The 26377-nt window shown below is 64.3% G+C and carries 28 protein-coding genes and 1 tRNA gene; 18 read left to right on the top strand and 11 right to left on the bottom strand.

The window, feature by feature from the left end; genetic code table 11:
- The 5 genes from HS053_RS03615 to HS053_RS03635 are packed head-to-tail and all read left to right on the top strand — an operon-like array spanning position 1 to position 4800.
- Positions 1-966 (top strand): ABC transporter permease, encoded by a 966-nt coding sequence (locus HS053_RS03615; RefSeq protein ID WP_174209844.1) that lies wholly within the window; start codon positions 1-3, stop codon positions 964-966.
- Complete coding sequence (locus HS053_RS03620; protein WP_174209845.1) at positions 963-1967, top strand: ABC transporter permease; 1005 nt, start codon at positions 963-965, stop codon at positions 1965-1967. Before HS053_RS03615 ends, HS053_RS03620 begins: the two co-directional genes overlap by 4 nt.
- A complete protein-coding gene (locus HS053_RS03625) occupies positions 1967-2281 on the top strand; it encodes an L-rhamnose mutarotase (protein ID WP_174209846.1) in 315 nt (104 codons plus the stop codon). The genes HS053_RS03620 and HS053_RS03625 overlap by 1 nt, the downstream gene beginning before the upstream one ends.
- Complete coding sequence (locus HS053_RS03630; RefSeq protein ID WP_174209847.1) at positions 2278-3645, top strand: FGGY-family carbohydrate kinase; 1368 nt, start codon at positions 2278-2280, stop codon at positions 3643-3645. Before HS053_RS03625 ends, HS053_RS03630 begins: the two co-directional genes overlap by 4 nt.
- Positions 3646-3654: 9 nt before the next feature.
- Entirely contained in the window at positions 3655-4800 is a 1146-nt protein-coding gene (locus tag HS053_RS03635; RefSeq protein WP_174209848.1) for an alpha-hydroxy acid oxidase, read from the top strand.
- On the opposite strand, the gene HS053_RS03640 is transcribed toward HS053_RS03635, so the two are convergent.
- Positions 4793-5692: an AraC family transcriptional regulator gene (locus HS053_RS03640; protein ID WP_174209849.1), complete on the bottom strand. Its 900-nt coding sequence runs from the start codon at positions 5690-5692 to the stop codon at positions 4793-4795. The genes HS053_RS03635 and HS053_RS03640 overlap by 8 nt on opposite strands.
- Before the next feature lie 97 nt (positions 5693-5789).
- Between HS053_RS03640 and HS053_RS03645 the strand changes: the two genes are divergently transcribed.
- A complete protein-coding gene (locus tag HS053_RS03645) occupies positions 5790-6524 on the top strand; it encodes an SDR family oxidoreductase (RefSeq protein ID WP_174209850.1) in 735 nt (244 codons plus the stop codon).
- A 54-nt stretch (positions 6525-6578) separates the two neighbouring features.
- On the opposite strand, the gene HS053_RS03650 is transcribed toward HS053_RS03645, so the two are convergent.
- A tRNA-Cys gene (locus tag HS053_RS03650) sits at positions 6579-6652 on the bottom strand.
- A gap of 180 nt (positions 6653-6832) precedes the next feature.
- On the opposite strand from HS053_RS03650, the gene HS053_RS03655 reads away from it, so the two are divergent.
- From HS053_RS03655 to HS053_RS03670, 4 genes are read left to right on the top strand one after another with little or no spacing between them, the layout of a single operon-like run.
- The gene (locus HS053_RS03655) at positions 6833-8083 is read left to right on the top strand and encodes a sarcosine oxidase subunit beta family protein (RefSeq protein ID WP_174209851.1); all 1251 of its coding nucleotides are present in this window, start codon (positions 6833-6835) and stop codon (positions 8081-8083) included.
- Between the two features lie 9 nt (positions 8084-8092).
- The gene (locus HS053_RS03660) at positions 8093-8377 is read left to right on the top strand and encodes a sarcosine oxidase subunit delta (protein WP_174209852.1); all 285 of its coding nucleotides are present in this window, start codon (positions 8093-8095) and stop codon (positions 8375-8377) included.
- On the top strand, positions 8374-11319 hold the full coding sequence (locus HS053_RS03665; RefSeq protein ID WP_174209853.1) for a sarcosine oxidase subunit alpha family protein: 2946 nt from the start codon (positions 8374-8376) through the stop codon (positions 11317-11319). Before HS053_RS03660 ends, HS053_RS03665 begins: the two co-directional genes overlap by 4 nt.
- Entirely contained in the window at positions 11312-11875 is a 564-nt protein-coding gene (locus tag HS053_RS03670; protein ID WP_347233288.1) for a sarcosine oxidase subunit gamma, read from the top strand. Before HS053_RS03665 ends, HS053_RS03670 begins: the two co-directional genes overlap by 8 nt.
- Here HS053_RS03670 and HS053_RS03675 read toward each other — a convergent pair.
- On the bottom strand, positions 11872-12357 hold the full coding sequence (locus tag HS053_RS03675; RefSeq protein ID WP_174209854.1) for a hypothetical protein: 486 nt from the start codon (positions 12355-12357) through the stop codon (positions 11872-11874). The genes HS053_RS03670 and HS053_RS03675 overlap by 4 nt on opposite strands.
- A gap of 122 nt (positions 12358-12479) precedes the next feature.
- Between HS053_RS03675 and HS053_RS03680 the strand changes: the two genes are divergently transcribed.
- On the top strand, positions 12480-13139 hold the full coding sequence (locus tag HS053_RS03680; RefSeq protein ID WP_174209855.1) for a helix-turn-helix domain-containing protein: 660 nt from the start codon (positions 12480-12482) through the stop codon (positions 13137-13139).
- 71 nt (positions 13140-13210) lie between these two features.
- Here HS053_RS03680 and HS053_RS03685 read toward each other — a convergent pair whose 3' ends face one another.
- The 6 genes from HS053_RS03685 to HS053_RS03710 form a co-directional block, all read right to left on the bottom strand.
- Positions 13211-13480: a hypothetical protein gene (locus HS053_RS03685; protein WP_174209856.1), complete on the bottom strand. Its 270-nt coding sequence runs from the start codon at positions 13478-13480 to the stop codon at positions 13211-13213.
- A complete protein-coding gene (locus HS053_RS03690; protein ID WP_174209857.1) occupies positions 13477-14151 on the bottom strand; it encodes a hypothetical protein in 675 nt (224 codons plus the stop codon). The genes HS053_RS03685 and HS053_RS03690 overlap by 4 nt, the downstream gene beginning before the upstream one ends.
- Positions 14152-14226: 75 nt before the next feature.
- Positions 14227-15663: an APC family permease gene (locus HS053_RS03695; RefSeq protein WP_241699742.1), complete on the bottom strand. Its 1437-nt coding sequence runs from the start codon at positions 15661-15663 to the stop codon at positions 14227-14229.
- 9 nt (positions 15664-15672) lie between these two features.
- Positions 15673-15843 (bottom strand): hypothetical protein, encoded by a 171-nt coding sequence (locus HS053_RS03700; protein ID WP_174209858.1) that lies wholly within the window; start codon positions 15841-15843, stop codon positions 15673-15675.
- 9 nt (positions 15844-15852) lie between these two features.
- A complete protein-coding gene (locus HS053_RS03705; RefSeq protein WP_174209859.1) occupies positions 15853-16233 on the bottom strand; it encodes a hypothetical protein in 381 nt (126 codons plus the stop codon).
- Between the two features lies 1 nt (position 16234).
- Positions 16235-16492: a hypothetical protein gene (locus HS053_RS03710; protein WP_174209860.1), complete on the bottom strand. Its 258-nt coding sequence runs from the start codon at positions 16490-16492 to the stop codon at positions 16235-16237.
- Between the two features lie 266 nt (positions 16493-16758).
- Here HS053_RS03710 and HS053_RS03715 point away from each other — a divergent pair, with 266 nt between their 5' ends.
- The 4 genes from HS053_RS03715 to glnT are packed head-to-tail and all read left to right on the top strand — an operon-like array spanning position 16759 to position 21024.
- On the top strand, positions 16759-17655 hold the full coding sequence (locus tag HS053_RS03715) for a class II glutamine amidotransferase (RefSeq protein ID WP_174209861.1): 897 nt from the start codon (positions 16759-16761) through the stop codon (positions 17653-17655).
- A 4-nt stretch (positions 17656-17659) separates the two neighbouring features.
- A complete protein-coding gene (locus HS053_RS03720) occupies positions 17660-18349 on the top strand; it encodes a GltB/FmdC/FwdC-like GXGXG domain-containing protein (protein WP_174209862.1) in 690 nt (229 codons plus the stop codon).
- Between the two features lie 8 nt (positions 18350-18357).
- Positions 18358-19686, top strand: coding sequence for an FMN-binding glutamate synthase family protein (locus tag HS053_RS03725; RefSeq protein ID WP_174209863.1), 1329 nt, complete (start codon positions 18358-18360; stop codon positions 19684-19686).
- A gap of 30 nt (positions 19687-19716) precedes the next feature.
- Positions 19717-21024 carry a type III glutamate--ammonia ligase gene (gene glnT / locus HS053_RS03730; protein WP_174209864.1) on the top strand — a complete coding sequence of 436 codons (1308 nt, stop codon included), beginning with the start codon at positions 19717-19719 and terminating at the stop codon, positions 21022-21024.
- Positions 21025-21085: 61 nt separating this feature from the next.
- On the opposite strand, the gene HS053_RS03735 is transcribed toward glnT, so the two are convergent.
- Positions 21086-21727 (bottom strand): glutathione S-transferase family protein, encoded by a 642-nt coding sequence (locus HS053_RS03735; protein ID WP_174209865.1) that lies wholly within the window; start codon positions 21725-21727, stop codon positions 21086-21088.
- 13 nt (positions 21728-21740) lie between these two features.
- Positions 21741-22103, bottom strand: coding sequence for a cupin domain-containing protein (locus tag HS053_RS03740; RefSeq protein WP_174209866.1), 363 nt, complete (start codon positions 22101-22103; stop codon positions 21741-21743).
- Positions 22104-22221: 118 nt separating this feature from the next.
- Between HS053_RS03740 and HS053_RS03745 the strand changes: the two genes are divergently transcribed.
- The 3 genes from HS053_RS03745 to HS053_RS03755 all read left to right on the top strand — a co-directional run bounded on the left by HS053_RS03745 (position 22222) and on the right by HS053_RS03755 (position 26234).
- Complete coding sequence (locus tag HS053_RS03745) at positions 22222-22635, top strand: universal stress protein (protein WP_174209867.1); 414 nt, start codon at positions 22222-22224, stop codon at positions 22633-22635.
- Between the two features lie 165 nt (positions 22636-22800).
- The gene (locus HS053_RS03750; RefSeq protein WP_174209868.1) at positions 22801-24144 is read left to right on the top strand and encodes an NAD(P)-binding domain-containing protein; all 1344 of its coding nucleotides are present in this window, start codon (positions 22801-22803) and stop codon (positions 24142-24144) included.
- A 326-nt stretch (positions 24145-24470) separates the two neighbouring features.
- Entirely contained in the window at positions 24471-26234 is a 1764-nt protein-coding gene (locus HS053_RS03755; RefSeq protein ID WP_174209869.1) for an APC family permease, read from the top strand.
- Positions 26235-26377: the final 143 nt, after the last annotated feature.

The raw sequence follows: 26377 nt of genomic DNA on the forward strand, positions 1-26377 counted from the left end.
ATGCTGAAATCGCGTGAAACCATTCTGGCGCTGGCCATTCTGGTGCTGCTTGGCGCCATTGCGCTTCGCTTTGCCGCCTTCATCGCCCCCGCCAATCTGGCGGCGGTCTTCACCGACACCTCGCCGCTGATCATTCTGGCGCTGGGCCAGATGGCGGTGATCGTGACCAAATGCATCGACCTGTCGGTGGCGGCAAATCTGGCGCTCTGCGGCATGATCGCGGCTATGCTGAACGGGGCAGGGGTGCCCCTGCCGCTGATCCTCTTGGCGGTGGTGGCGCTGGGGGCGGCGCTGGGGGCGGTGAACGGCCTTCTGGTCTGGCGGCTGGGCATTCCGTCGATCGTGGTGACGCTGGGCACCATGACGATCTTTCGCGGCATCATCTTTCTGCTGACGGCGGGAAAATGGATCAACGCGCATCAGATGACCGAAGGGTTCAAGGCTTTCCCCCGGGCGCAGTTTCTGGGCCTGCCGGTGATGGCCTGGATCGCGGTTGCGGTGATCGCGGGCTTTGCCCTGTTCATCCGGCGCAGCCCGCTGGGCCGGGCGCTCTTTGCGGTGGGCGGCAATCCCCATGCGGCGGTCTATGCCGGGATCGACGTGGGCCGGACGCAATTTGCCGCCTTCGTGATTTCGGGCGCGCTGGCGGGGCTGACGGGCTATCTCTGGGTCGCGCGCTATGCGGTGGCCTATGTCGATATCGCGGGCGGGTTCGAGCTTGACGTGGTGGCGGCCTGCGTGATCGGCGGTATCGCCATTGCGGGCGGCGCCGGGTCGGTCGCGGGCGCGGTGATGGGCGCGCTGTTTCTGGGCATCATCAAGAACGCGCTGCCGGTCGTCGGCATCTCGCCCTTCTGGCAGATGGCGATTTCGGGCACCGCCATTCTGGTCGCGGTTGCCGTCAACAGCCGGGGGCAGGGCCGTCAGGGCCGCATCATCCTGAAACAAGCGGAGCATCGGGCATGAGCAACGCCACCACCCCCCAACAGGCACCGGGCCGCCATATTCCCGACCGGCTGCAATCGCCGCTGGTGCGTGGGCTGAAAAGCTGGGAGGCACTTCTGGCCGTCGTGGCCGTGGCGATCTTCGTGGCGAATGCCTTTGCCTCGCCCTATTTCCTTGATCCGTGGAACCTGTCGGACGCGAGTTTCAACTTTACCGAAAAGGCGCTGATTGCCTTTGCCATGGCCATGCTGATCATCGCGGGCGAGATTGACCTGTCGGTCGCCTCGATCATCGCGCTCTGTTCGACGGTGATGGGGGTGGCGATGGTGGCCGGGGCGCCGGTCTGGCTTTTGGTGGTGCTGGGCCTTGGCACCGGGCTGGCTTGCGGGGCGTTCAACGGGCTTCTGGTGGCGCGGTTCGGCCTGCCCTCGATCGTGGTGACCATCGGCACGATGAGCCTGTTTCGCGGCATCAGCTATATCGTGTTGGGCGACGGGGCCTTTACCGGCTATCCGGCCGATTTCGGCTGGTTCGGGCAGGGCTATGTCTGGTGGGTGTTCAGCGTGGAACTGGTGTTGTTTGCGGTGATGGCGGTGGTTTTCGGACTGCTGCTGCACCGCACCAACTTTGGCCGGATGGTCTATGTGATCGGCAACAATGCCACCGCCGCGCGGTTTTCCGGCGTGCGGGTGGACCGGGTGCGGTTCATCCTGTTCCTCTTGACCGGGGTGATGAGCGGGCTTGCCGCCGTCTGCCTGACATCGCGCCTCGGCTCCACCCGGCCGTCGATTGCGACGGGGTTCGAGCTTGAGGTGGTGACCATGGTCGTGCTTGGCGGGGTCAGCATTCTGGGCGGATCGGGCAGCATTCCGGGCGTGGTGATCGCCGCGCTGGTGATGGGGCTGGTCACCTTTGGTCTGGGCCTTTTGAACGTGCCGGGTATCGTCATGTCGATCATCGTCGGCGCCTTGCTGATCGGGGTGATCGCCCTGCCGCGCCTGTGGGCGATGTGGAGGAAATGATGGAGAAATACGCCTTCCGCATGATGCTGAACCCAGGCATGGAGGACGAATACCGTTGCCGCCATGATGCGATCTGGCCGGAACTGGTGGCGCTGCTGAAAGAGGCGGGCGTGCAGGATTATTCGATCCACCTTGACCGCGAAACCAATGCACTCTTCGGCGTGCTGTGGCGGCGCACTGATCATGGCATGGATGATCTGCCGAACCATCCGGTGATGCAGCGCTGGTGGGCGCATATGGCCGATCTGATGGCGACCCATCCGGGCAATGAACCCGTCGCGGTGCCACTGGTGCCGATGTTCCACCTGCCATGAGGCACGCCGCCGTGAAGCATGTGGCCGTTATCGACATCGGCAAGACCAATGCCAAGCTGGCGCTGGTCGAGGCCGGAACCCTGCGCGAGGTAGCGGTGGTCACCCGGCCCAACACCGTGCGCCCCGGCCCGCCCTGGCCGCATTTCGATGTCGAGGGGCATTGGGATTTCTTCCTGCACCACCTTGCCGCCTTTCATGCGGCGCATGGGGTGGATGCCATTTCGGTGACCACCCATGGCGCCTCGGCGGTGCTGCTGGATGCCGCGGGGGGCCTTGCCGCGCCGATGCTGGATTATGAGCATTCCGGCCCGGATGATCTGGCCACAGAATATGATGCCATCCGCCCGGCCTTTGCCGAAACCGGCTCGGCCCGGTTGCCGGGGGGGCTGAACCTTGGGGCGCAACTCTTCTGGCTGTTGCGGACCGATCCCGGCCTGCGGGACCGGGTGGCGCAGGTGCTGACCTATCCGGGCTATTGGGGCTGGCGGCTGACCGGGCAGATGGCCTGCGATGTTACCTCGCTGGGCTGCCATACCGATCTGTGGGAACCGGCGACGGGCCGGTTTTCCGCACTGGTGGCGCGGCTGGGCCTGACGGACAAGATGGCGCCGCCGCGCCGCCCGGGCGAGGTTCTGGGCCGCCTGCGCCCCGAAGTGGCGGCGCAGACCGGGCTTGCCGCCGATACCCCGGTGACGGTGGGCATCCATGATTCCAATGCCTCGCTCTTGCCGCATGTGCTGGGGCGCAGCGCGCCGTTTTCGGTGGTTTCCACCGGCACATGGGTTGTGGCCATGGCGATGGGCGCCGATCCGGTCACGCTGGACCCGGCGCGCGATGTGCTGGTCAATGTCAACGCGCTGGGCCAGCCGGTGCCTTCGGCCCGGTTCATGGGCGGGCGCGAGTTCGAGATGATCGCGCAGGGCGACACCACCGCCCCCACCGCACAGGACCGGGCAGAGGTGCTGGCGCAAGGCGTGGCGCTGCTTCCGGCGGTTGAGCCGGGGTCCGGCCCGTTCCGTGGGCGGGTGCATCGCTGGACGGTGCCGCCCGAAGGGGCGGGGCAGCGGATGCTGGCGCTGTCGTGGTATCTGGCGATGATGACCGACACCTGCCTGCGGCTGATCGGCGCGCGGGGCCCGGTGATCGTCGAAGGCCCCTTCGCGCGCAACCCGGATTATCTGGAGATGCTGGCCACCCTGCGGCTCGAAGGGGTGGAAATCGCCGCCTCGGCCACCGGCACTTCGACCGGGGCCGCTCTTCTCAGCCTTGGGGCCGGGACGCCGCCCGAGACGCGGGCTGTTGCCCTTCCGGCCTTTTCCGGCAATCTTGCCGCCTATGCCGCCCGGTGGCGGGACCAGATCTGAAAGACCGACATGCGCCTGACCGATTGCCACAACTTCCACGACTTTCGCCGCCTTGCCCAACGCCGCCTGCCGTCGCCGATCTTCAACTATATCGACGGCGGCGCCGATGATGAGGTGACGCTGCGGCGCAATACCACCGCTTTCGAAAGCTGCGATCTGGTGCCTTCGGTCCTGCGCGGGGTCGAAGAGGTGGATATGTCGGTCACGGTGATGGGGCAGAAGCTGGCGCTGCCGGTTTATCTGTCGCCCACCGCGCTGCAACGCCTCTTCCACCATCAGGGTGAACGCGCCACGGCCGCTGCGGCCGACAAGTTCGGCACCATGTTCGGCGTGTCCTCGCTCGGCACGGTGTCGATGGCCGAGCTGGCGAAAAAGCACAGCAATCCGCAATGCTATCAGTTCTATTTCCACAAGGACCGCGGGCTGAACCGCGCCATGATGCAATCGGCCAAAGAGGCGGGCATCAAGGTGATGATGCTGACGGTGGACAGCATCACCGGCGGCAACCGCGAGCGTGACCTGCGCACCGGCTTTTCCATTCCCTTCCGGCTGACGCTGGGCGGCATGACGCAATTCGCCATCAAACCGATGTGGGGCATCAACTATGTCACGCATGAAAAGTTCAGCCTGCCGCAACTGGATGCCCATATCGACATGAAGGGCGACAGCCTGACCATCGGGCGCTATTTCACCGAAATGCTCGATCCGTCGATGACATGGGACGATGTGGCGCAGATGGTGGCCGACTGGGGCGGCGAGTTCTGCCTGAAAGGCGTGATCAGCGTCGAGGACGCCCGCCGCGCCGCCGAGATCGGCTGCACCGGGATCGTGCTGTCGAACCATGGCGGGCGGCAGCTTGACGGCTCGCGCAGCGGTTTTGACCAGTTGGACGAAATCGTGCAGGCGGTGGGCGACCGTCTGGATGTGATGATCGACGGCGGCGTGCAGCGCGGCACCCATGTGCTGAAGGCGCTGTCGCTGGGCGCCAAGGCGGTGGGGTTGGGACGGTTCTATCTGTATGCGCTGGCCGCCGCGGGACAGCCGGGGATCGAGCGGGCGCTGGGCCAGCTCAAGGCGGAAATCCTGCGCGACATGCGGCTGATGGGGGCAAAGTCGGTGGCCGATCTGGGCCGCGCCAACCTGCGGTTCAGATAGCCGCCGCGCCGCGCCGGAAGCGGCCCGGCGGCAGGCCCGTGTGGCGGCTGAAAGCCGTGCTGAAGGTGCTGGCCGATCCATAGCCGATGCGCTGGGCCACCTCGTCCAGCGTCAGGCGTCCGTCGCGCAACAGGCCGCGCGCCAGGGCCATGCGCCACCCCATCAGATATTCCATCGGCCGCAGCCCCACCCGGCCGGTGAAACGGTCGAAAAAGGCCGAACGCGACATCCCCGCCGCCCGCGCCAGATCGGGCAGGGTCCAGCCGCGGTCGGGGGCGCCATGCATGGCGCGCAGCGCCGCGGCAAGGCGCGGATCGGCAAGGCCGCAAAGCAGCCCTGGCGCGGCCCCGGGCGCGGGGGCCACGCGCAGCGCCTCGATCAGCAGGATTTCCACCAGCCGCTCAAGGATCGGCTCGCGCCCGATGTCATCGCGCGCCGCCTCATCGCCCAGAAACCGCACGAGTTCGGCCAGCCGCGCCACGCCGCGAATATGGATCATCCGCGGCAGCAGCCCGACCAGAAGCCCCGCCTCGGGTGCCTCGAAGGTGAACCAGCCGCCCAGTTGTTCCACCTCGGGCGGGCCATCCTGCCGCCCATGCCGCACCGGATGATCGGCGCTTTGCGACGGATCGAGCAGCAGGGGAACGGCGGGTTCAAACCCCGACATGGTAAAGGCGGGCGTGGCGGGCAGCAGCACGAAATCCCCGGCCTCAAGCGTGACCGGCTCTTCCCCCTCTACCGCAAGGCGGCAGCGCCCCGAGGTCACCGCGCAAAAGCCCGGATGGCCGAAGGCGCTGTAACGCACCGCCCAGCGGCCTGCGCCGCTGATGCCCTTGGACACCACGGCGCGCGGCTGCAAAAGCTGGATCACTTGGGCAAGCGGGTCGGTCATTTCGGACTATCTCAAATGAAAATCGGATCATTGATTGATGATCGTCCTGATCATGCCGGTTAAAACCAGATGGTCAACCGCAAAACAGGAGAAAGACATGAACACCGTCCTCATCACCGGCACCTCTTCGGGCTATGGTCTGGAAACCGCCCGTCTGTTTCAGGCCCAAGGCTGGAATGTGATTGCCACCATGCGCCAGCCGCGCCCCGGCCTCTTGCCCGAGGGGGTTCGGATGCTCCCCCTTGATGTGACCGATGCAGACAGCATTGCGGCGGCCATCGCGGCGGCGGGGCCGGTGGATGTGCTGGTCAACAATGCCGGGATCGGCGTGGTCGGCGCCTTCGAGGCGACGCCGATGGCCCATATCCGCAAGGTGTTCGAGACGAATACCTTTGGCACCATGGCCATGGTGCAGGCCGTCATTCCCCAGATGCGGGCGCGGCGCTCGGGGGTGATCGTCAATGTCACCTCCAGCGTGACGCTGGCGCCGATGCCGCTTGCCGCCGCCTATACCGCCAGCAAACAGGCGATCGAGGGCTTCACCGGCTCGCTCGCGCATGAAATGGCGGCTTTCGGCGTGCGGGTGAAACTGGTGGAGCCGGGCTATGCGCCGACCACCCGCTTTGCCGCCAATACCGACATTCCGGTCGCCGATCTGATTCCGGCGGAATATGCCGATTTCGTGGGCCCGATCTTTGCGGCCTTCGCCAACCCGCCGCTGACCACCAGGGAAAGCGATGTGGCCGAAGCCGTGCTGCGCGCCGCAACCGCGCCGGGCGACCAATTGCGCCATCCGGCTGGCCCGGACGCACTGGCGCTGGCAGCGGCGTGAGCCGAAATCACCACAGCCGCGGCGGTCGTCGGAAGATTGCAAGCGAGGGGAGAGTGGAGGCGGGTACCGGAATCGAACCGGTCTTCACGGATTTGCAATCCGCTGCGTAACCTCTCCGCCAACCCGCCGGAGGTGGGCTGTGATTAGGGGCTTCCGGGGCGGGCGTCAAGGCGAATTGGTGTCGGGGCCGGACAGCGGCCGGGGCCGGGTGGGATGGCGAAAACTTGCAAGGTGATGGCGGAAATGCGCAGGGTTTGCGGCCCGTCCCGGCGCAGTATGCCGCCAACAGCAAGAGGGGATGCGAGAGCATGCGCTATTCCGGGTTCCGGGTGATTGCCGAGGCTCTGACGGGCCACAAAGGGTGGAAACCCGTCTGGCGCGACCCCGCGCCGCAGGCCGAGTATGACTATATCATCGTCGGCGGTGGCGGGCATGGGCTGGCCACTGCCTATTACCTTGCCAAGGAATTCGGGCAGGCGCGGATTGCCGTGCTGGAAAAGGGCTATCTGGGCGGCGGCAACGTCGGGCGGAACACCACGATTATCCGCTCGAACTACCTCTTGGACGGCAACGAGCCGTTTTATGAATTCAGTCTCAAGCTCTGGGAAGGGCTGGAGCAGGACTTCAACTACAATGCGATGGTGTCGCAGCGCGGCATCATCAACCTGATACACACCGATGCGCAGCGCGATGCCTTCACCCGGCGCGGCAATGGCATGATCCTGAACGGCGCCGATGCCGAGATGTTGAGCCGTGATCAGGTCAAGGCGATGTATCCGTTCCTGAATTTCGATAATGCCCGCTTCCCGATCAAGGGGGCGCTGATGCAGCGGCGCGGCGGCACGGTGCGACATGATGCGGTGGCCTGGGGCTATGCCCGCGGGGCGGATATGCGGGGCGTGGATCTGATCCAGAATTGCGAAGTCACCGGAATGCGGATCGAGAATGGCCGCATCCTGGGCGTCGAAACCTCACGCGGGTTCATTGGGGCCAAGAAGGTGGGCGTCGCGGTGGCAGGCTCGTCCAGCAAGGTGATGGCCCATGCTGGAATGCGCCTGCCGATGGAAAGCCATGTTCTGCAAGCCTTTGTTTCCGAAGGGCTGAAGCCGTTCATCGACGGGGTGATGACCTTTGGCGCCGGGCATTTCTATGTCAGCCAGTCCGATAAGGGCGGCCTTGTGTTCGGCGGCGACATTGACGGCTATAACTCCTACGCCCAACGCGGCAACCTGCCGGTGATCGAGGATGTGGCCGAAGGCGGCATGGCGCTGATGCCGGCCATAGGGCGGGCGCGGCTCTTGCGCACCTGGGGCGGGATCATGGACATGTCGATGGACGGCAGCCCGATCATCGACAAGACCCATGTGGACGGGCTCTATTTCAACGGCGGCTGGTGTTATGGCGGCTTCAAGGCCACCCCCGCCTCGGGCTGGTGCTTTGCTCATCTGCTGGCCAAGGACGAGCCGCATAAGACCGCCGCGGCCTATCGCTTTGATCGCTTCCTCAAGGGGCTGATGATCGACGAAAAGGGCCAGGGCGCCCAGCCGAACCTGCACTAGGAGCATGAAATGATTATCAATCATCCCATCCTGGGGCCGCGTGATGCGCAGGAATTCGTCTATCTGGGCGATGCCAGTCTGATCGACCGACCCGATGGCATGACTGCCGGGATCGAATCGTTCCACGACTATCTCTACAACCGCGACAACCCCGCAGGGCTGCACCGCGAACTTTGGTATCACGAGCAAGGCGACCGATCCTGGCTGGTGGTGACGCGCAATACCGTCAGCCATGAAATCACATCGGTCGAACTGGCCCGCGACGTGGCCCGCGCGCGGGGGCGCAGCAAATGAGCCAGTCCAATCGCATTCAGGGCGGGTTGATCGACCGCAGCCAGACCTTCCGTTTCAGCTTTGACGGGGTGGCCTATCAGGGGCACCCGGGCGATACGCTGGCTTCGGCGCTTCTGGCCAACGGGGTGTGCCTGATGGGGCGCAGCTTCAAGTATCACCGCCCGCGCGGGCCGCTTTCGGCGGGCTCGGAAGAGCCGAACGCGCTGGTGCAACTGCGCACGGGCGCGCGGCAAGAGCCGAACACACGGGCCACCGTGGCCGAACTCTTCGACGGGCTGGAGGCGACCAGCCAGAACGCCTGGCCCAGCCTGCGGTTTGATGCGCTGGCGATCAATGACCGGCTGAATACCTTCTTCACGGCGGGCTTCTATTACAAGACGTTCATGTGGCCGGCGGCCTTCTGGGAGAAGGTCTATGAGCCGATCATCCGCCGCGCGGCGGGTCTGGGCAGCCTGACGAAACAGGAAGACCCGGATGATTATGACAAGGGCTTTCTGCACTGCGATGTGCTGGTCATCGGCGGCGGGCCTGCCGGCCTGATGGCGGCCTTGACGGCGGGGCGCGCCGGGGCGCGGGTGATCCTGGCCGATGAGGATTTCCGGCTGGGCGGGCGGCTGAATGCCGAAACCTTTGCGGTGGGCGAACAGGCCGGGGCCGACTGGGCGGCGGGGGTCGCGGCGGAACTGGCCAGCCTGCCGAATGTGCGGCTGATGCCGCGCACCACGATTGTCGGTGCCTTTGATCATGGCATCTATGCCGCCGTGGAACGGGTCAGCGACCATCTGGCGGTGCCCGCAGCTGGCAAGCCGCGCCAGACGCTGTGGCGCATCTACTCCAAGCGCGCGATCCTTGCGGGCGGCGCGACCGAGCGGCCCATCGCCTTTGAAAACAACGACCGGCCCGGCATCATGCTGGCGGGCAGCTTGCGCGCCTATGCCAACCGCTGGGGCGTGGCGGTGGGCGACCGGGTGGCGGTCTTCACCAACAACGACGATGGCCTGCGCACCGCCCGCGATCTGAAGGGGCGCGGCGTGGATGTGGTCGCAGTGATCGACAGTCGCCCGGGGGGTGACCTGTTGCCCGGCATCCGCCATTTGCAGGGCGCCGAGGTGATCGACAGCGCCGGGCGGTTGGGGCTGACCTCGATCACCGTGCGGCAGGCCAATGGCAAGACCGAGGTGATCAGCGCCAATGCCCTTGCGGTGTCGGGCGGCTGGAACCCGAACGTCAACATCACCTCGCACCACCGCTCGCGCCCGGAATGGCGCGACGATATCGCGGCTTTCGTGCCCGGCGCTGGTGGCCCGGCCAATCTGGCGGCGGCAGGGGCGGCGGCAGGTGACCTTTCCACCCATGGCGCCCTGCGTGGCGGGGCCGAGGCGGCGCGCGAGGCGCTGGAAACGCTGGGGCTGCAGGCGCCCTATTCCCTGCCGCAGGCCGAGGATGCGCCCATCGCCATCACGCCGCTCTGGTATGTGAGCGGGGGCAAGGGCCGGGCCTGGATCGACCCGCAGAACGATGTGACGGTCAAGGATGTGAAGCTGGCCCATAAGGAGAATTTCTCCTCGGTCGAGCATCTGAAACGCTATACCACGCTGGGCATGGCCACCGATCAGGGCAAGACCGGCAATGTCCTTGGCCTTGCGATCATGGCCGAGCTGACCGGCCAGTCTATTCCGGCCACCGGCACCACCATCTACCGCCCGCCCTATACGCCGGTGGCGATGGGCACGCTGGCGGGCCGGTCACGCGGCAAAGAGTTCAAGCCCTTCCGCCTGACGCCCAGCCACAAATGGGCCGAAGAGCAGGGCGGCATCTTTGTCGAGGTCGGCAACTGGCTCCGCCTGCAATGGCTGCCGAAACCCGGCGAGACGACCTGGCGCGAAAGTGTTGACCGCGAGGTGCTGGCGACGCGGAAATCGGTCGGTATCTGTGACGTGACCACGCTGGGCAAGATCGACATTCAGGGCACCGATGCGGGCGCCTTCCTCGACAAGGTCTATGCCAACACCTTCAGCACGCTGGCCGTGGGCAAATGCCGCTATGGTCTGATGCTGCGCGAAGACGGCATGGTGTTTGACGACGGCACCACGGCGCGGATGGGGCCGAACGAATATGTGATGACCACCACCACCGCCAATGCGGTGACGGTGTTCCGCCATCTGGAATATGTCCGCCAGTGCCTGTTCCCCGATATGGATGTGCAACTGATCTCGACGACCGAGGCTTGGGCGCAATATTCCGTCGCCGGGCCCAACGCCCGCAAGCTTTTGCAAAAGCTGGTGGATCAGGACATTTCCGATGCCGCCTTCCCCTATATGGGGGCAGGCAACATCACCATCGGCGGCCTTAGGGCGCGGCTCTTCCGCATCTCGTTCTCGGGCGAACTGGCCTATGAAGTCGCCGTTCCCACCCGCTATGGCGATGCGCTGATCCGGGCGCTGACCGAAGCCGGGCGCGAGTTTGATGCCGTGGTTTACGGCACCGAGGCGCTGGGCGTCATGCGGATCGAAAAGGGCCATGTGGCGGGGGGCGAGCTGAACGGCCAGTCCACCGCGCTGAACATGGGGCTGGGCAAGATGGTGTCGAAGAAAAAGGACTCCATCGGCATGGTCCTGTCGCAGCGCGAGGGGATGAACCGCGCCGAGGGCTATCGCCTTGTCGGCGTGAAGCCGGTCGATCCCAAGGGCGTCTTGCAGGCGGGCAGCCATTTCCTTAAAATCGGCGCGCCGCCGGTCTTGGAAAGCGATGGCGGCTGGCTGACTTCCAAGGTCTATTCGCCGCATCTGGGCTGCGACATTGCGCTTGGCTATCTCAAGGCCGGGGATCAGAAGATCGGGCGCCGGATGCGCGCGGTCAACTTCCTGACCAAGACCGACACCGAGGTTGAAATCGTCAGCCCGCATTTCTTTGACCCCGAAGGAGAACGTCTCCGTGGCTGATATCCTCAAACCCCTCACCGCGCTGGGCCACGGGGCACCGGAAACCGTGCAGATCGGCCCGCTGCGGATCGCTGAACGTTTCGACGTGGCGCTTGCCTCGCTGGCACAGCGGCGCGGGCAAGAGGCGGCTTTTGCCAAGGCGGCGGCCGGTCTGGGCCTGCCCTTGCCCGGTGCTGCCCGGGCCGAAGCCGGGCCGGTTCTGGCCGCCTTCTGGGTGGCGCCCGAGATGTGGTTCGTCGAGGCGCCCTTTGCCAGCCACGAAGACATCGTGGCCGCCCTCAAACCCGCCTTCGGCGAGGCGGCCTCGCTGACCGAACAGACCGACGCCTGGGTGCGCTTTGACCTGTCGGCGCCCGACCTTGGGCCGCTGCTGGAGCGGCTGACCAATATCGACTGGCCGCAGGCGCCGGTGGGCTATGCCAGCCGCACGGTGATCGAACATCTGGGCGTCTACCTGATCCGCCGGGGCGCGGGGGAGGCCACGCTTTACGGCCCGCGCTCTTCGGCGGCCAGCCTGCTGCACGCGCTTGAAGTGACGGCAGCCTCGGTCGTCTAGGCACGCAAGGCGGCGGCGATGGCATCGCGCCAGCGCTCCGCTTCTGCGCGGCTGTCGAAACAAGCCATCTCGATGGGTCGGCCGCCCGGCACCGGCAGCCGCAGAACCGGGAAAGGCCCATCCTCCGCTTCGCGCATGATCAGCGCGGGCGGGCCGATGCTGTGGCGCGGCATCGTCCTAATGTCATTGATCAGCGGCCCGCGCCTGCTGCGGGTTACCCCGGGCAGCGCCGGGTCGATCCACAGCTCGGTGGTGTTGACCAGCGCCAGCAGCAGAAAGAACCCGCCAAGCCCGCCCGAAACCAGCACGACCGCCCCGACCAGCGCCAGCACCGGCCAAGAGGTTTCGGCGCCGACATTGGCCAGCCAGGCGGCAGGAATGCCCAGACCCACACCCAGCCCCAGGAAGAGGACGAAGGCCCGCAGCGGCCAGGGCAGCGGATTTTCCCGATAGGTGATGCGGTTTGCGTCCATCCTCAGCATGGGTGCATCCTGCCGGGCAATCCGGGCGGCAGGATGGCAGGAAGTTGCAGCCCCTTGTTCCACAAGATGTTTCCCTGTAGTGAAATCTGCCGTATGATTTCCGCCTGACAGATGAGGCACCCATGGACGAAATCTCGGAAATTCCCGCCCTGCCGCGTGGCAAGCCTGCCTTCGATCAGGATCCGCACCGCGTCCGCGAAATCACCGAGCGCAACCTCGAAGCTGCCATCGGCCGCGAGGTGCGCAACTTCCGCCGCCAGCAGGGCATGACCGTGGCCGATCTTGCGGCGGTGACCGGCCTGTCCATCGGGATGCTGTCCAAGATCGAGAACGGCAATACCTCGCCTTCTCTGACCACCTTGCAGGTGCTGTCCCATGCCTTTTCGGTGCCGGTGACGGCCTTCTTCCGCAGCTATGAGGAACGCCGCGAGGCGCAGCATGTGAAATCCGGCGAACATGTCGAGATTGAACGGCGCGGCACCCGGGCCGGCCATCAGTATAACCTGCTGGGCCATATCGGCTCGAATTCGTCGGGCGTGGTGGTGGAACCCTATATCATCACCCTGACCACCGAGAGCGACACCTTCCCCGCCTTTCAGCACGAGGGGCTGGAACTGCTCTACATGCTCGAAGGCGAGGTGGATTACCGCCACGGCGAACAGATCTATCCGCTGAAACCCGGCGACAGCCTGTTCTTTGATGCCGATGCACCACATGGGCCGGAGACACTGGTGAAACTGCCCGCCCGCTATCTTTCGGTCATCGCCTATCCGCAGGGGTGAACCACCCGGGATTTGCACCTTTTGAAATACTCCCGCCGGAGGCCCCGGCCCGCCGCGGGCGATCCCCTTGGTCATCCGCTCCGATGCTGCCAGATGGTGTAGCGGATGCGGGCGGTGCGGTAGGCGTCCATCGCGGCGATGGCCCAGACGAACAGCCCGCCCGCGAATTTGCCCACCACCGAGACATCCGGCGCGGCGGTCTTCAGGGTGAACCCCCCCAGCAGCACCACGAAGCACACGAAGATCAGCCCGCGCACCGGCTGGCGGTTCATCACCTGCCCGACGCCCGGCAACAGAAGTCCGGTCGCCAGCACAAGCCGGGGATGGGGTGGTTTGTTCATGTGCTTTCCTCGCTCACAAGATCATCGCGCAGGGCGCGCAGCGCGTCCAACAGCGGCAAGAGACGCGCCGGGGCCAGCGGCTGTTGCCCGACCTCGCCATCGCGGAAGATAAGGTAGCGGCCACGGTCCGCCTCGTCGCCCAGAATCACCAGCCGCAGCCCCTTGGGCGAGATCAGCAGTTCCTTGACCTTCGGATCGGCAAAGATCGCCAGATGCGGCGCCAGAAGCGCGGCCGCGGGCACGCCGGCGGCATCGTCGCTGCGGATGCCGGTGCCGGGGGGCAGGCTGTCGGGGCAGGGCAGCGATTGCGGCAACTGGCTGAAATGCGAAAACGGTTCCTGCCCGGTGGGGCGGGCCATGATGTCAAGCGTGGCCTGCACCGGCATGGGCTGTGGCAGGGTCACCATCACCCAGAGCGCGGGCAGTTTGCGGAAGGTCAGCCCGTCGGGCACCGCCTGCAGGTCAAATCCGTCGGGGCCGATATGTCCGGTCATCCGGGCAAAGCCGCTGGGCGCGATCCGCGTCACCTGCCGGTCAAAGAGCGGGGCCACGGCGGTGAAGTAACCCGCCCGTGCCGCGTTTCGGGTGCGGGCGGCCATCCATGTTGCGCGCGCAAGCCAGAGCAGCAGAACGGCAAAAGCGGCCGCGAGGAGGGGGGGCAGGGCGGTCATGGCATCTTTCGGGGGCAATTCGGCCCGCCCGGGGGATCGGGCGGGCCGTCAGGTCGCAGGGTCAGTCCGGCAGGATCAGTATCCCTGCGGTTTCGGCCAGGGCATGGTGAACTGCGCCCCCCGGTTCACAAAGCGGTAGCGCCAGAAGTGGAACCACAGCGACACCACGATGTAGAAGCCGATCATCGCCACCAGTTGCGTGCCATAGCCCAGGAACACCGCAAAGAAGGTGATGCCGCAAAGGCAAAGCAGCACGATGGCGGGCAGCGGGTGGAACGGGTGTTCATAACCGCGCTTGATACTGCCCATCGGCCATTTCTTGCGGAACAGGATGATGTTCAGCGGCATGAAGGTGTATTCCAGAAGCCCCGACAGGATCGAGAAGGTGATCACCTGATCCAGCGGCGCCCCCAGCGCGAAGATCAGCGCGATCGGCACAAGAAACACGATCGAACGGTAGGGCGTGCGATACTTCGGATGCACCGCGCCAAACCAGCCCGGCAGGTATTTGTCGCGTCCCATGGCGAACCATGCCCGGCTGGCATCATTGATGCAGCCATTGGCGGATGCCAGCGTGGCAAAGAGCGTGCCGATGCCCAGAAGCCAGACCAGCGCGTTAGACCCCGAAAGCCGCGCCGTGTCGAACAGCGGCGCCACCGAGCCGTTCACCCCATCGCCGAGGAACTCCCAAGGCAGCACGCCGGAACAAGTATACCATGTCAGGGTCGCGGCAATCAGCAGCGTCATGATCCCGGCCAGCGTGCCGAAGGGCAGGGCGCGGGCGGGGGAACGGACCTCTTCGGCGGCCTGTGTGGTGCCTTCGATGCCAAGGTAATACCACAGGCCAAAGTGCATCGCCGCCAGCACGCCGATCCAGCCATAGGGCAGCTCGTGCCCCTCGAACAGCGCTGCATGCTGCACGATGCCGGTGCCGATGATGCCCGAGGTGGACACGAACAGCACCAGAATCGCCACAAAGGCGATGGCGGTGATCACAAGGTTGAAGGTCAGCGTCGCCAGCACCCCGCGATAGTTCAGCCAGGCCAGAAACAGGATGGACAGGATGATGAAGGGCCGCTGGTCCAAGGCGCCCTCATATCCCGTCATCGTGGCCACGACCGAAATCAGGTAACCGGCGGTAATCGCATTGGCCGCCTCCAGCATCGTATAGGCGAAGGTCAGGTAAAGCCCGACGTTGAAGGCCATCAGCGGCCCCACGATGTGCTTGGCTTGCGTATACTGGCCCCCGGCGGCGGCCACGGTCGAGGTGACCTCGCTGTCGATCATCGCGACGCAGGTGTAAAGGATGCCCGCGAACCAGCAGGCGATCAGCGCGGCATAGGCACCGCCCTTGCCCACGGCAAAGTTCCAGCCCATGTATTCGCCCACAAGCACGATGCCCACGCCCAAGGCCCAGACATGGGCCGGACCAAGCACCCGCAACAGGCCGACCTTGGTGCCATGCGGGCCCATGCCGTCCATCGTTTTCGATGTGATGTCGATATCTGCCATGATGCGCCCCTAAGCCTTGTGTTCTTCTTCGGTCAGCGCCTCAAGCTCGCCTTCGCGCGATGAGGTGAGGACATCCTCGGAATAGCTCGTATCGGTGCGGAACCAGTCCACCAGCATGTAAAGGCCGAAAAGGGCCGACAGCCCCCATGCGGCATATTCGATGTAATTCCAGGTCTGCATGATGGGCTCCTATTTCTCGCCGAATTTTTCCGCGATCACTTCGCGGTATTCGGATTCGGAAAAGCGCAGCAGCAGGACGTAATACAGCACCACCACCACGATCATGGCGATCAGCGCCCCGGCGGTGAAGCTGTAGTCGAACCGCGCAAGGATCAGGTCATGCGCCGAGGCCGGGTCATATCCCAGCGCCTCGTATTGCGCGGCCTGCGCGGCGTTCTGGCCAAGCGCCTCCCATGTGGGCGCTTCGGCGGGGTTCGAGACGGTCTTGGTCGATCCGGCCATGCCCAGCCAGAGCGGCACGAAGAGCGCCCCCACCGTCAGGGCAACAAGAACGATCACGTCGATCAGCTGGCTGGCCTTGCCCTGCTTCGGGGCCGAATAATGCGCCATCTCAGCCCCTCCGCCCGCGGGCTTCATCCAGGAAGCGGATGTCGAGCCCATAGATGAAGTCGCGGTCTTCGCGGTAATGGCGCAGCATGGCGATGATGGCGGCGGTGTTGAACAACAGCACGACCGCCCCGGCACAGAGCAGCATGATCCGCGCCACGCCATTGGGCGCCAGAGACCACGTTGCCAGCGCCACGAAGATCACCGCAAACCAGAGGCCGATGACGAACGCCCATGCCACAAGCACGTCGCGTCGGTGCATCGCCCCAATCCGTTGATCGAGGTCAGACACTATTCCCTCCCTAAGGCCCTTTGACAGCCGGTTTGGACGGGGCCGCGGCGTCCTTTTCTCTCCGGCAAATTTGTTTTCTCAAGGGAAAGCCGGGTGCGGCATTCTGTCAAGCAAAACCTGCCCAAATTCTGGGCGCTGCGCGAATTTTCCCGACAGGTGAAAAAAGTTTCTTGGCAGTTGATTAGCGGAAGAATTCGGTGCTAGCCTTCGGTCAGAGAATGGAAGGAGACGAATCCATGTGTGGCATCGTTGGGCTGTTCCTGAAGGACCCCAAGCTTGAACCTCAACTGGGCGCGCTGTTGACCGACATGCTGATCACGATGACCGATCGTGGCCCGGATTCGGCAGGCATCGCCATTTATGTCCGTCCCGAAGAGGGGCACGCCAAGCTGACCGTGCAATCGGCCAATGCGGCAGCCGACTTCAAGGGGCTGGACGCCGATCTGTCCGCCGCCATCGGCGGCCCGGTGACGGCCGACGTCAAGGATACCCATGTGGTTCTGGATGTTCCGGCCGACAAGCTGGACGCGGCCCGCAGCGCCGTTACCACCCTGCGCCCCGGCGTCAAGGTGATGAGCGCGGGCGAAGCCATCGAGATCTTCAAGGAGGTCGGCCTGCCCAAGGATGTCGCCGCCCGCTTTGGCGTGTCGAAGATGTCGGGCACCCATGGCATCGGCCATACCCGGATGGCGACCGAATCGGCCGTCACCACGATGGGCGCGCACCCGTTCTCGACCGGGCCGGACCAGTGCCTTGTCCACAACGGCAGCCTGTCCAACCACAACGGATTGCGCCGCGAACTGATCCGCAAGGGCATGACCTTCGAGACCCAGAACGACACCGAGGTCGCCGCCGCCTATGTCAGCCAGAAGCTGAAAGAGGGCGAGGATCTGGGCACCGCGCTTGAATCGGGGCTGGACGATCTGGACGGGTTCTTCACCTTCGTCGTCGGCACCCACAACGGTTTTGGCGTGGTGCGTGATCCCATCGCCTGCAAGCCCGCCGTGATGGCCGAAACCGATCAATATGTGGCCTTCGGGTCGGAATACCGCGCGCTGGTCAACCTGCCGGGCATCGAAACCGCCCGCGTCTGGGAACCCGAGCCCGCCACCGTCTACTTCTGGGAGCGTTGAGAGAATGCAGACCTTCGACCTTGGCGCAGAGGGGCTGCGCGCGCTCAATTCGTCGCTGCACGCCCTCAAGGGCCAGACCAACATGACCGCCTGGGAAGTGATCAACCCCAAGGGCGCCCATGCCATCGCCGCCGGGGTGGATGCCCCGGTGGATATCACCGTGCGCGGTTCGACCGGCTATTACTGCGCGGGGATGAACAAGCAGGCCACCATCCGCATCAAGGGCAGCGCCGGTCCGGGCGTTGCCGAAAACATGATGTCGGGCACGGTGATCATCGACGGAAATGCCAGCCAATACGCCGGGGCGACCGGGCGCGGCGGCTTGCTGGTGGTCAAGGGCAATGCTTCGTCGCGCTGCGGCGTGTCGATGAAGGGCATCGACATCGTGGTGCATGGCAGCATCGGCCACATGTCGGCCTTCATGGCGCAGTCGGGCAATCTGGTGGTCCTGGGCGATGCCGGCGACGCGCTGGGCGACAGCCTCTATGAAGCCCGGCTTTTCGTGCGCGGCTCGGTCAAATCGCTGGGCGCCGATTGCATCGAAAAGGAAATGCGGCCCGAACATCTGGCCCTGCTGGCCGATCTGCTCAAGCGCGGCGAGGCCGAGCATCTGGCCAAGCCGGAAGAGTTCAAGCGCTATGGCTCTGCCCGCAAACTCTACAATTTCAACATCGACAATGCGTCGGCCTACTGAGGCATCCCATGAGCGATTTTCCCCATACCCCGCCCCGCTTCTCGGCCACCTTCACCCCGGCGGTGAATGCCGAAATCCGTCGCGCGGCGGCCTCCGGCATCTATGACATCCGCGGCGGCGGCACCAAGCGGCACCTGCCGCATTTCGATGACCTGTTGTTCCTTGGCGCCTCGATTTCCCGCTATCCGCTGGAAGGCTACCGCGAGAAATGCGCCACCGATGTCTGGCTGGGCACCCGTTTCGCCAAGAAGCCGATCCATCTGGAAATTCCGGTGACCATCGCGGGCATGTCGTTCGGCGCGCTGTCGGGTCCGGCGAAAGAGGCGCTGGGGCGCGGCGCATCGGCCGCCGGCACCTCCACCACCACCGGCGACGGCGGCATGACCGAGGAAGAGCGCGGCCATTCGCGCACCCTCGTCTATCAATACCTGCCCAGCCGCTATGGCATGAACCCCGATGACCTGCGTCGCTGCGACGCGATTGAGGTTGTGGTGGGGCAGGGCGCCAAGCCGGGTGGCGGCGGGATGCTGCTGGGTCAGAAGATTTCCGACCGCGTGGCCAATATGCGCAACCTGCCCAAGGGCATCGACCAGCGCTCGGCCTGCCGTCACCCCGACTGGACCGGGCCGGATGATCTGGAAATCAAGATCATGGAACTGCGCGAAATCACCGATTGGGAAAAGCCGATCTATGTGAAGGTCGGCGGCGCGCGCCCCTATTACGACACCGCGCTGGCCGTGAAGGCGGGCGCCGATGTGGTGGTGCTGGACGGCATGCAGGGCGGCACGGCTGCGACGCAGGATGTCTTCATCGAACATGTGGGGATGCCGATTCTGGCCTGTATCCCGCAGGCGGTGAAGGCGTTGCAGGATCTGGGGATGCACCGCAAGGTTCAGCTCATCGTGTCGGGCGGTATCCGCACCGGCGCCGATGTGGCCAAGGCCATGGCGCTGGGTGCCGATGCGGTGGCCATCGGCACCGCTGCGCTGATTGCGCTGGGCGACAATGACCCGAAATGGGAAAGCGAATACCAGAAGCTTGGCACCACCGCCGATGCCTATGACGACTGGCACGAAGGCCGCGACCCGGCCGGGATCACCACCCAAGACCCCGAACTGTCCAAGCGGTTCGACCCGATCCTGGGCGGGCGGCGCTTGAAAAACTACCTCAAGGTGATGACGCTGGAAGCGCAGACCATCGCGCGGGCCTGCGGCAAGAATCACCTGCACAATCTGGAACCCGAAGACCTCTGCTCGCTGACGATCGAGGCTGCGGCCATGGCAGGCGTTCCGCTGGCCGGCACCAACTGGATCCCCGGGCGCACCGGCGGGTTCTGAAAAACATAAAGACGACAGGGAGCTACACCTATGACGAAAGACCTTGCCAAATGGGCCAAGGAAAAGGGCGTCAAGTATTTCATGGTCTCTTACACGGACCTCTTCGGAGGGCAGCGGGCCAAGCTCGTTCCGGCGCAGGCGATCAATGACATGGTTCAGGACGGGGCCGGTTTTGCCGGCTTCGCCACCTGGCTGGACCTGACCCCCGCCCACCCCGACATGATGGCGGTGCCCGACCCGGAAACCGCGATCCAACTGCCGTGGAAACCGGAAGTGGCCTGGCTCGCCTCCAACTGCGTGATGGAGGGGCAGCCGGTGGCGCAGGCCCCGCGCAACGTGCTGCGCAAACTTGTGGACGAGGCCGCGAAAGAGGGGCTGCGCGTCAAGACCGGGGTGGAGCCGGAATTCTTCCTGCTGACGCCTGCGGGCGACCGTGTGGCCGACCCTTACGACAATGCCGAAAAGCCCTGCTATGACCAGCAGGCGGTGATGCGACAGTATGATGTGATTGCCGAAGTCTGCGATTACATGCTCGACCTCGGCTGGGAAGCCTACCAGAACGACCACGAAGACGCGACCGGCCAGTTCGAGATGAACTGGAAGTATGACGACGTGCTGCAAACCGCCGACAAGCACAGCTTCTTCAAGTTCATGCTGAAATCGGTGGCCGAAAAGCACGGGCTGCGCGCCACCTTCATGCCCAAGCCGTTCAAGGGGCTGACCGGCTCGGGCTGCCACGCCCATATCTCGGTCTGGTCGCTGGATGGCAAGAAGAACGCCTTTGCCGACAATTCCAAAGAGTTGGGCCTGTCGGATCAGGGCCGCCACTTCCTGGGCGGGATCATGAAGCACGCGAGCGCCTTGGCCGCGATCTGCAACCCGACGGTGAACAGCTACAAGCGGATCAACGCGCCGCGCACCTCGTCGGGGGCGACCTGGGCGCCGAACTCGGTCACCTGGACTGGCAACAACCGCACCCATATGGTGCGCGTCCCCGGCCCGGGCCGGTTCGAACTGCGCCTGCCCGATGGCGCGGCCAACCCCTATCTGATGCAGGCGGTCATTCTGGCGGCCGGTCTGGACGGCGTGCGTTCCAAGGCCGACCCCGGCCCGCGCCACGACATCGACATGTATCAGATGGGCCATACGGTGAAGAACGCGCCCAAGCTGCCCTTGAACCTGCTGGACGCGCTGCGCGCCTATGACAAGGACAAGGTGCTGAAATCGGTGATGGGCGATGAATTCTCGGCGGCGTTCCTGAAGCTGAAACACAAGGAATGGGACAGCTACGCCTCGCATTTCTCGGTCTGGGAGACCGAGAATACCCTGGATATCTAAGCCCCTTCCCCATGGGCTTCGCCTGCGGCCCCGGTTGCGACCGGGGCCTTTTTTTTGGGCCTCAGCCCTTGTTGCGGACGGCATCCGCCGCTGCGAAATGGTCAAGCTGATCCTGCCGCGCCTTGACGAAGGCCGGGCGGTCGCAGAGCCGCCCGAGATAGGCCCGCAGCGCCGGATGATCGGCCAGCGCCCCCAGATCACCCGGCAGGCGCAACACCTCGGCCATGGCGATATCGGCCACCGTAAAACGCCCGTCGGCCAGCCAGTCACGCCCGTTCAGCACCGCCTCAAGCCGGGAAAATCGCTGCTGCATCCAGCCTGCCAGCGGGTTTTCGGCGGGCTTTTTCAGGCCGATGAACCACCATGGAACAGTGACCATCTCGACCGAGTTCAGCGCGGCGAAAAGCCATTGCAGGGTTTCCGCCCGCCCCGCCGGGTCGCGGGGCATCAGAACCTCGCTTTTCTCGGCCAGATGCAAAAGGCAGGCGCCGCTTTCAAACAGCCGGATGTCGCCATCCTCAAGGAAAGGCACCTGCCCGAAGGGTTGCCGCGCCAGATGTTCCGGCCCGCGAACACCGGCCGGAACCGTGGCCACATTGTAGGCAAGCCCCGCCTCTTCTGCGGCCCACCGCAGCCGAATGTCGCGCACATAGCCGCGCGGCATTTGCGGCACCCAGTCATAGGTCCAGATGGTCAGGGCCATGGTGCGGGTTCCCTTATTCCACCGAAATCTCGGGTCCGGCGATATGCACCGCCAGAAGACAGCCGTTTGGGGTATAGGAATTATGTTCCGACCCGTCGCGGTAGAACACCAGATCGCCGGCCTTCAGGATGGTGCCGTCGCTTTCGTGCAACTCGCCTTCAAGGATCAGGAATTGCTCATGCCCGTTGTGGCGGTGGCCGCGTGTCGTCATGCCCGCGGGCATCCGGTAGACGTGAAAGCCGGTGCCCAGCTCGCGCCCCTTGTCCAGTTGCAGCACGGTATCGCCCAGAGCCAGCCCGTCGGGATAGACAAAGGGGGTAAAGGCGGCGTCATGGATGTTGGCGACCTGACGGTCTTCGGCGGTGATCGGTTTCATGGTGGCTCCCGGCAGGATTTTGCCTTTGGGTGAACCTTTTTTGATACACGTCAAGGCGGTTTGCCCAGAATGAGGGCTTCCTGTGCCGCAGGTCAACTGTGAGCAAGGAGCGACCGCCATGAGCAAGAAGATTCTCTGTCCCACCGATGGCAGCGACCATGCAACCCTGGGCGTGATCCGCGCCGCCGAGATTGCCCGGCAAAGCGGGGCGGAACTGACGCTTTGCGTCGTGAACATCGCCCATGGCGGGGCACGCGGCCCGACCATCAACCATTGGCGCGAAGAAGAGGTGGCCAGCCTGCTGGAGGGGGCCGTGGCCGCTGCCAAGGCCGCCGGGGCCGAAGCCGCCGATACGGCAGAGCTTGTCGCGCGTGAGCCGGGGGCCGCCATCATCGCCTATGCCGAGCAGCATGGCTATGACCAGATCGTCATGGGCACCGGCGACAAGCGCGGGGTCAAGCGGCTGGTTCTGGGGTCTGTCGCGGCCGAGGTGGCGGGGCAGGCGCATTGCACCGTGACGGTGGCGCGCTGAAGGCGCAGGGCAGCCCGTTTTCTCATCGCTCCGGCCTGGGATGCCGGGGCGATGTGTTTACCATGGGGAAGAAGATTTGACACACACGCAACTTCTCTTCTAGGTTCGGATGCAAGGCAGCGCGCGAAATCAACTGCCAAGAACAGCCAGCATCCGGAGGTGTCCATGAAGAAGAGAGTAGCGGTGATCGGTGCCGGTCCGTCAGGACTGGCGCAGCTTCGCGCATTCCAGTCGGCCAAGGCCAAGGGGGCCGAAATCCCCGAAGTTGTGTGCTTTGAAAAGCAGTCCAACTGGGGGGGCTTGTGGAATTACACCTGGCGCACCGGCCTTGATGAACATGGCGAGCCGGTCCACTGCTCGATGTATCGCTATCTCTGGTCGAATGGTCCGAAGGAAGGTCTTGAATTCGCGGACTATTCCTTTGAAGAACATTTCGGCAAGCAGATCGCCAGCTATCCGCCGCGCGCCGTGTTGTTCGACTATATCGAAGGCCGCGTGAACAAGGCGGGCGTGCGCGACTGGATCCGGTTCAGCAGCACGATCCGCATGGTCCGCTATAATGCGGACAAGGGCAATTTCACCGTCACCGTGCATGACCTCAAGAATGACCGGATGTATGACGAGGATTTCGACAATGTGATCGTCGCTTCTGGCCATTTCTCGGTGCCGAACGTGCCGGAATATCCGGGGTTCGACAAGTTCAACGGCCGCGTCCTGCACGCCCATGACTTCCGCGATGCGCGCGAGTTTGCAGGCAAGGATCTCTTGCTGCTCGGCTCGTCCTATTCGGCTGAGGATATCGGCAGCCAGTGCTGGAAATACGGCGCCAATTCGATCACCGTCGCCTATCGCAACGCGCCGATGGGCTTCAACTGGCCCGACAACTGGAAGGAAGTGCCCGCGCTCGACCACATGGACGAGGATACCGCCTACTTCAAGGACGGCACCTCGAAGAAGGTCGATGCGGTGATCCTCTGCACCGGCTACAAGCACCATTTCCCCTTCCTGCCCGACGATCTGCGGCTGAAAACCGCGAACCGGCTGGCGACGGCGGACCTCTACAAGGGCGTGGCCTGGGTGCATAACCCCAAGCTCTTCTATGTGGGGATGCAGGACCAGTGGTTCACCTTCAACATGTTCGACGCGCAAGCTTGGTGGGTGCGCGACGCGATCATGGGGCGGATTGCGATTCCCGCCGACAAGGCCGCGCTGATCAAGGATGTCGAAGACCGCGTTGCGGGCGAGGATGCCGGGCAGGACGCGCATGACGCCATCCATTATCAGGGTGACTATGTGAAGGAACTGATCGCGGAAACCGATTACCCGTCCTTCGACGTGGACGGCGCCTGCGAAGCGTTCTTCGAGTGGAAGGACCACAAGAAGGAAGACATCATGGGCTTCCGCAACCACGCCTACAAATCTGTCATCACCGGCACCATGGCGCCGATCCACCACACGCCTTGGAAAGACGCGCTGGAGGATTCGATGGAAAGCTATCTGCGCAACTGACCGCGCCGCGCTGCAAACCAAGGCCCCGACCCCGTGTCGGGGCCTTTTTGCGTCCGGTTTTTGGGCAAGCCGGGGTTGGACCTGATTCTCAGGAAACAAACTTTCGGGAAAATGAAAATTTTCTCGCCATGGCGGCGGTCCCGTGCTTTTCTTTGGCCATCGGGACGGCGCCTTGCGCGGTCCGGTGCCGCCGGGGAAACGCGGGAACAAGGAGACCACGGAAGACCGCCGGGCGTGCTGCCCCAAGGCGGATCGTTCGGAAATTAAGGCGCGGAAGGACGGGGCCAACCCCGAACCCTCCGCCGGGTTCAACAGGAGAGAGGGATATGACGAATAAATCAGGCTCGGGCGAAATGGTCCGGGCATTGGATTGGAGAGGCGCCTTCTGGGTCGCGGCGGGTGTGCCGCCCTTGGTGCTGTTCTCGATCGGCGGGATTGCGGGGACGACGGGCAAGCTGGCCTTCCTCGTCTGGATACTGTCGATGATCATGGGCTTTCTGCAAAGCTTCACCTATGCCGAAATGGCGGGCATGTTCGGCAACAAGTCGGGCGGCACCTCGGTTTACGGCGCCACGGCCTGGCTGCGCTATTCCAAGCTGATCGCGCCCTTGTCGGTCTGGTGCAACTGGTTCGCCTGGTCGCCGGTGCTGTCCTTGGGCTGCGCCATCGCGGCGGGCTATATCCTGAACGCGCTGTTCCCGATCCCGCTGGCCGAAAGCCAGCAGGTGGTGGATTGGGTGGCAGCGAACCTTGCCAGCTATACGGCGGAAACCCCGGCGGTTGTCGAATATCTGGCCGCCAATGCCGGAAGCACCGCTGCCGATGCCATCACCGCTGTTGCCACCGCCGATGGCGTGAATGCCCTGACGCCGTGGTTCCGCGGCTACGAGGCGTTCAACATCGCCATCCCGGGGCTTGGCACGCTGCATTTCAACTCGACCTTCATCATCGGCGTGGCGCTGATGCTGATCATTCTGGCGATCCAGCACCGCGGCGTGGCGCAGACCGCCAGCGCGCAGAAATGGCTGGCGATCATCGTTCTGGTGCCGCTGCTGCTCGTCGGTCTCGTGCCGATCCTGACCGGCGCCATCAACACGATGAACGTCACCAACCTGCTGCCGCCCACCGCCGCCTATTCCGGCGTGGACGGAGAGTGGAACATCGGCGGCTGGACCCTGTTCCTGGGCGGTATGTATATCGCCGCATGGTCCACCTACGGCTTTGAAACCGCCGTCTGCTATACGCGAGAGCTGAAAGACCCCAAGACCGACACCTTCCGCGCGATCTTCTATTCGGGCCTGCTTTGCGCGGTGTTCTTCTTCCTGATCCCCTTCGCCTTTCAGGGCGTTCTCGGGCAGGAGGGGATGCTGGCGGCTGGTATCGTCGATGGCACAGGCGTCGGCGAGGCGCTTGGCAACATGATCGGCGGCGGGCCGGTAATCACCCAGATCTTCGTGATCCTGATGATCATGGCGCTGTTTCTGGCGATCATGACGGCGATGGCCGGTTCGTCGCGCACGCTCTATCAGGGCTCGCGCGATGGCTGGCTGCCCAAGTATCTGGGCGAAGTGAACAGCCACGGCGCCCCGCACAAGGCGATGTGGACCGACGTGGCCTTCAACGTCATCCTGCTCGCGCTGGCCTCGGATGTGGCTGGCTATTTCTATGTGCTGGCGATCTCGAACGTCGGCTACATCATGTTCAACTTCCTGAACCTGAATGCCGGCTGGATCCACCGCATCGATTCGGCGCATATGGAGCGCCCGTGGAAGGCGCCGACATGGCTGATCGGCATCAACACCGTTCTGGCCTTTGTGAACGCGCTGTTCCTGGGCGCGGGGGCCAAGGTCTGGGGTTACGAGAATGCGCTGTGGTCGGGTCTGGTCTTTGCCGCCTTCATCTTCCCGGTGTTCTGGTATCGCCATTACATCGTCGATGGCGGCAAGTTCCCGAAAGAAGCCTATGACGATCTGGGCCTGAAAGAAGGCGATCTGGGCGAACGCAAGGCCGGGATGCTGCCCTATCTGGCGCTGGTCGCCGGGGCGGCGGTGGTGCTTTGGGCCAACTGGTTCTTCGTGCTGCCGGCCTGAGTGCCTGTTTTCTGACGCTTAGGGAAAGGGGGCCGCGCAAGCGGCCCTTTTTTCATGCAATGTTTTCTGCGAAGAAAAATACTTGCATTTCATTATTGATTTTCGTCGCAGACCCTAACAGACTTGGCGAAAATCAGACCAAT

Origin of the sequence: Tabrizicola fusiformis (assembly GCF_013328815.1) — a bacterium.
Taxonomy (GTDB): domain Bacteria; phylum Pseudomonadota; class Alphaproteobacteria; order Rhodobacterales; family Rhodobacteraceae; genus Fuscibacter.

Bases quoted from the DNA above. Each gene is read 5' to 3' on its own strand.
- HS053_RS03705 (WP_174209859.1), bottom strand. From the start codon at position 16,233: ATGGCGCATTATTCGGCCCCGAAGCAGGGCAAGGCCAGCCAGCTGATC.
- HS053_RS03660 (WP_174209852.1), top strand. From the start codon at position 8,093: ATGATTATCAATCATCCCATCCTGGGGCCGCGTGATGCGCAGGAATTC.
- HS053_RS03675 (WP_174209854.1), bottom strand. From the start codon at position 12,357: ATGCTGAGGATGGACGCAAACCGCATCACCTATCGGGAAAATCCGCTG.
- HS053_RS03635 (WP_174209848.1), top strand. From the start codon at position 3,655: ATGCGCCTGACCGATTGCCACAACTTCCACGACTTTCGCCGCCTTGCC.
- HS053_RS03680 (WP_174209855.1), top strand. From the start codon at position 12,480: ATGGACGAAATCTCGGAAATTCCCGCCCTGCCGCGTGGCAAGCCTGCC.
- HS053_RS03690 (WP_174209857.1), bottom strand. From the start codon at position 14,151: ATGACCGCCCTGCCCCCCCTCCTCGCGGCCGCTTTTGCCGTTCTGCTG.
- HS053_RS03645 (WP_174209850.1), top strand. From the start codon at position 5,790: ATGAACACCGTCCTCATCACCGGCACCTCTTCGGGCTATGGTCTGGAA.
- HS053_RS03655 (WP_174209851.1), top strand. From the start codon at position 6,833: ATGCGCTATTCCGGGTTCCGGGTGATTGCCGAGGCTCTGACGGGCCAC.
- HS053_RS03710 (WP_174209860.1), bottom strand. From the start codon at position 16,492: ATGCACCGACGCGACGTGCTTGTGGCATGGGCGTTCGTCATCGGCCTC.
- HS053_RS03720 (WP_174209862.1), top strand. From the start codon at position 17,660: ATGCAGACCTTCGACCTTGGCGCAGAGGGGCTGCGCGCGCTCAATTCG.
- HS053_RS03745 (WP_174209867.1), top strand. From the start codon at position 22,222: ATGAGCAAGAAGATTCTCTGTCCCACCGATGGCAGCGACCATGCAACC.
- HS053_RS03715 (WP_174209861.1), top strand. From the start codon at position 16,759: ATGTGTGGCATCGTTGGGCTGTTCCTGAAGGACCCCAAGCTTGAACCT.
- HS053_RS03750 (WP_174209868.1), top strand. From the start codon at position 22,801: ATGAAGAAGAGAGTAGCGGTGATCGGTGCCGGTCCGTCAGGACTGGCG.
- glnT (WP_174209864.1), top strand. From the start codon at position 19,717: ATGACGAAAGACCTTGCCAAATGGGCCAAGGAAAAGGGCGTCAAGTAT.
- HS053_RS03755 (WP_174209869.1), top strand. From the start codon at position 24,471: ATGACGAATAAATCAGGCTCGGGCGAAATGGTCCGGGCATTGGATTGG.
- HS053_RS03640 (WP_174209849.1), bottom strand. From the start codon at position 5,692: ATGACCGACCCGCTTGCCCAAGTGATCCAGCTTTTGCAGCCGCGCGCC.
- HS053_RS03665 (WP_174209853.1), top strand. From the start codon at position 8,374: ATGAGCCAGTCCAATCGCATTCAGGGCGGGTTGATCGACCGCAGCCAG.
- HS053_RS03615 (WP_174209844.1), top strand. From the start codon at position 1: ATGCTGAAATCGCGTGAAACCATTCTGGCGCTGGCCATTCTGGTGCTG.
- HS053_RS03620 (WP_174209845.1), top strand. From the start codon at position 963: ATGAGCAACGCCACCACCCCCCAACAGGCACCGGGCCGCCATATTCCC.
- HS053_RS03625 (WP_174209846.1), top strand. From the start codon at position 1,967: ATGGAGAAATACGCCTTCCGCATGATGCTGAACCCAGGCATGGAGGAC.
- HS053_RS03735 (WP_174209865.1), bottom strand. From the start codon at position 21,727: ATGGCCCTGACCATCTGGACCTATGACTGGGTGCCGCAAATGCCGCGC.
- HS053_RS03685 (WP_174209856.1), bottom strand. From the start codon at position 13,480: ATGAACAAACCACCCCATCCCCGGCTTGTGCTGGCGACCGGACTTCTG.
- HS053_RS03695 (WP_241699742.1), bottom strand. From the start codon at position 15,663: ATGGCAGATATCGACATCACATCGAAAACGATGGACGGCATGGGCCCG.
- HS053_RS03725 (WP_174209863.1), top strand. From the start codon at position 18,358: ATGAGCGATTTTCCCCATACCCCGCCCCGCTTCTCGGCCACCTTCACC.
- HS053_RS03740 (WP_174209866.1), bottom strand. From the start codon at position 22,103: ATGAAACCGATCACCGCCGAAGACCGTCAGGTCGCCAACATCCATGAC.
- HS053_RS03700 (WP_174209858.1), bottom strand. From the start codon at position 15,843: ATGCAGACCTGGAATTACATCGAATATGCCGCATGGGGGCTGTCGGCC.
- HS053_RS03630 (WP_174209847.1), top strand. From the start codon at position 2,278: ATGAGGCACGCCGCCGTGAAGCATGTGGCCGTTATCGACATCGGCAAG.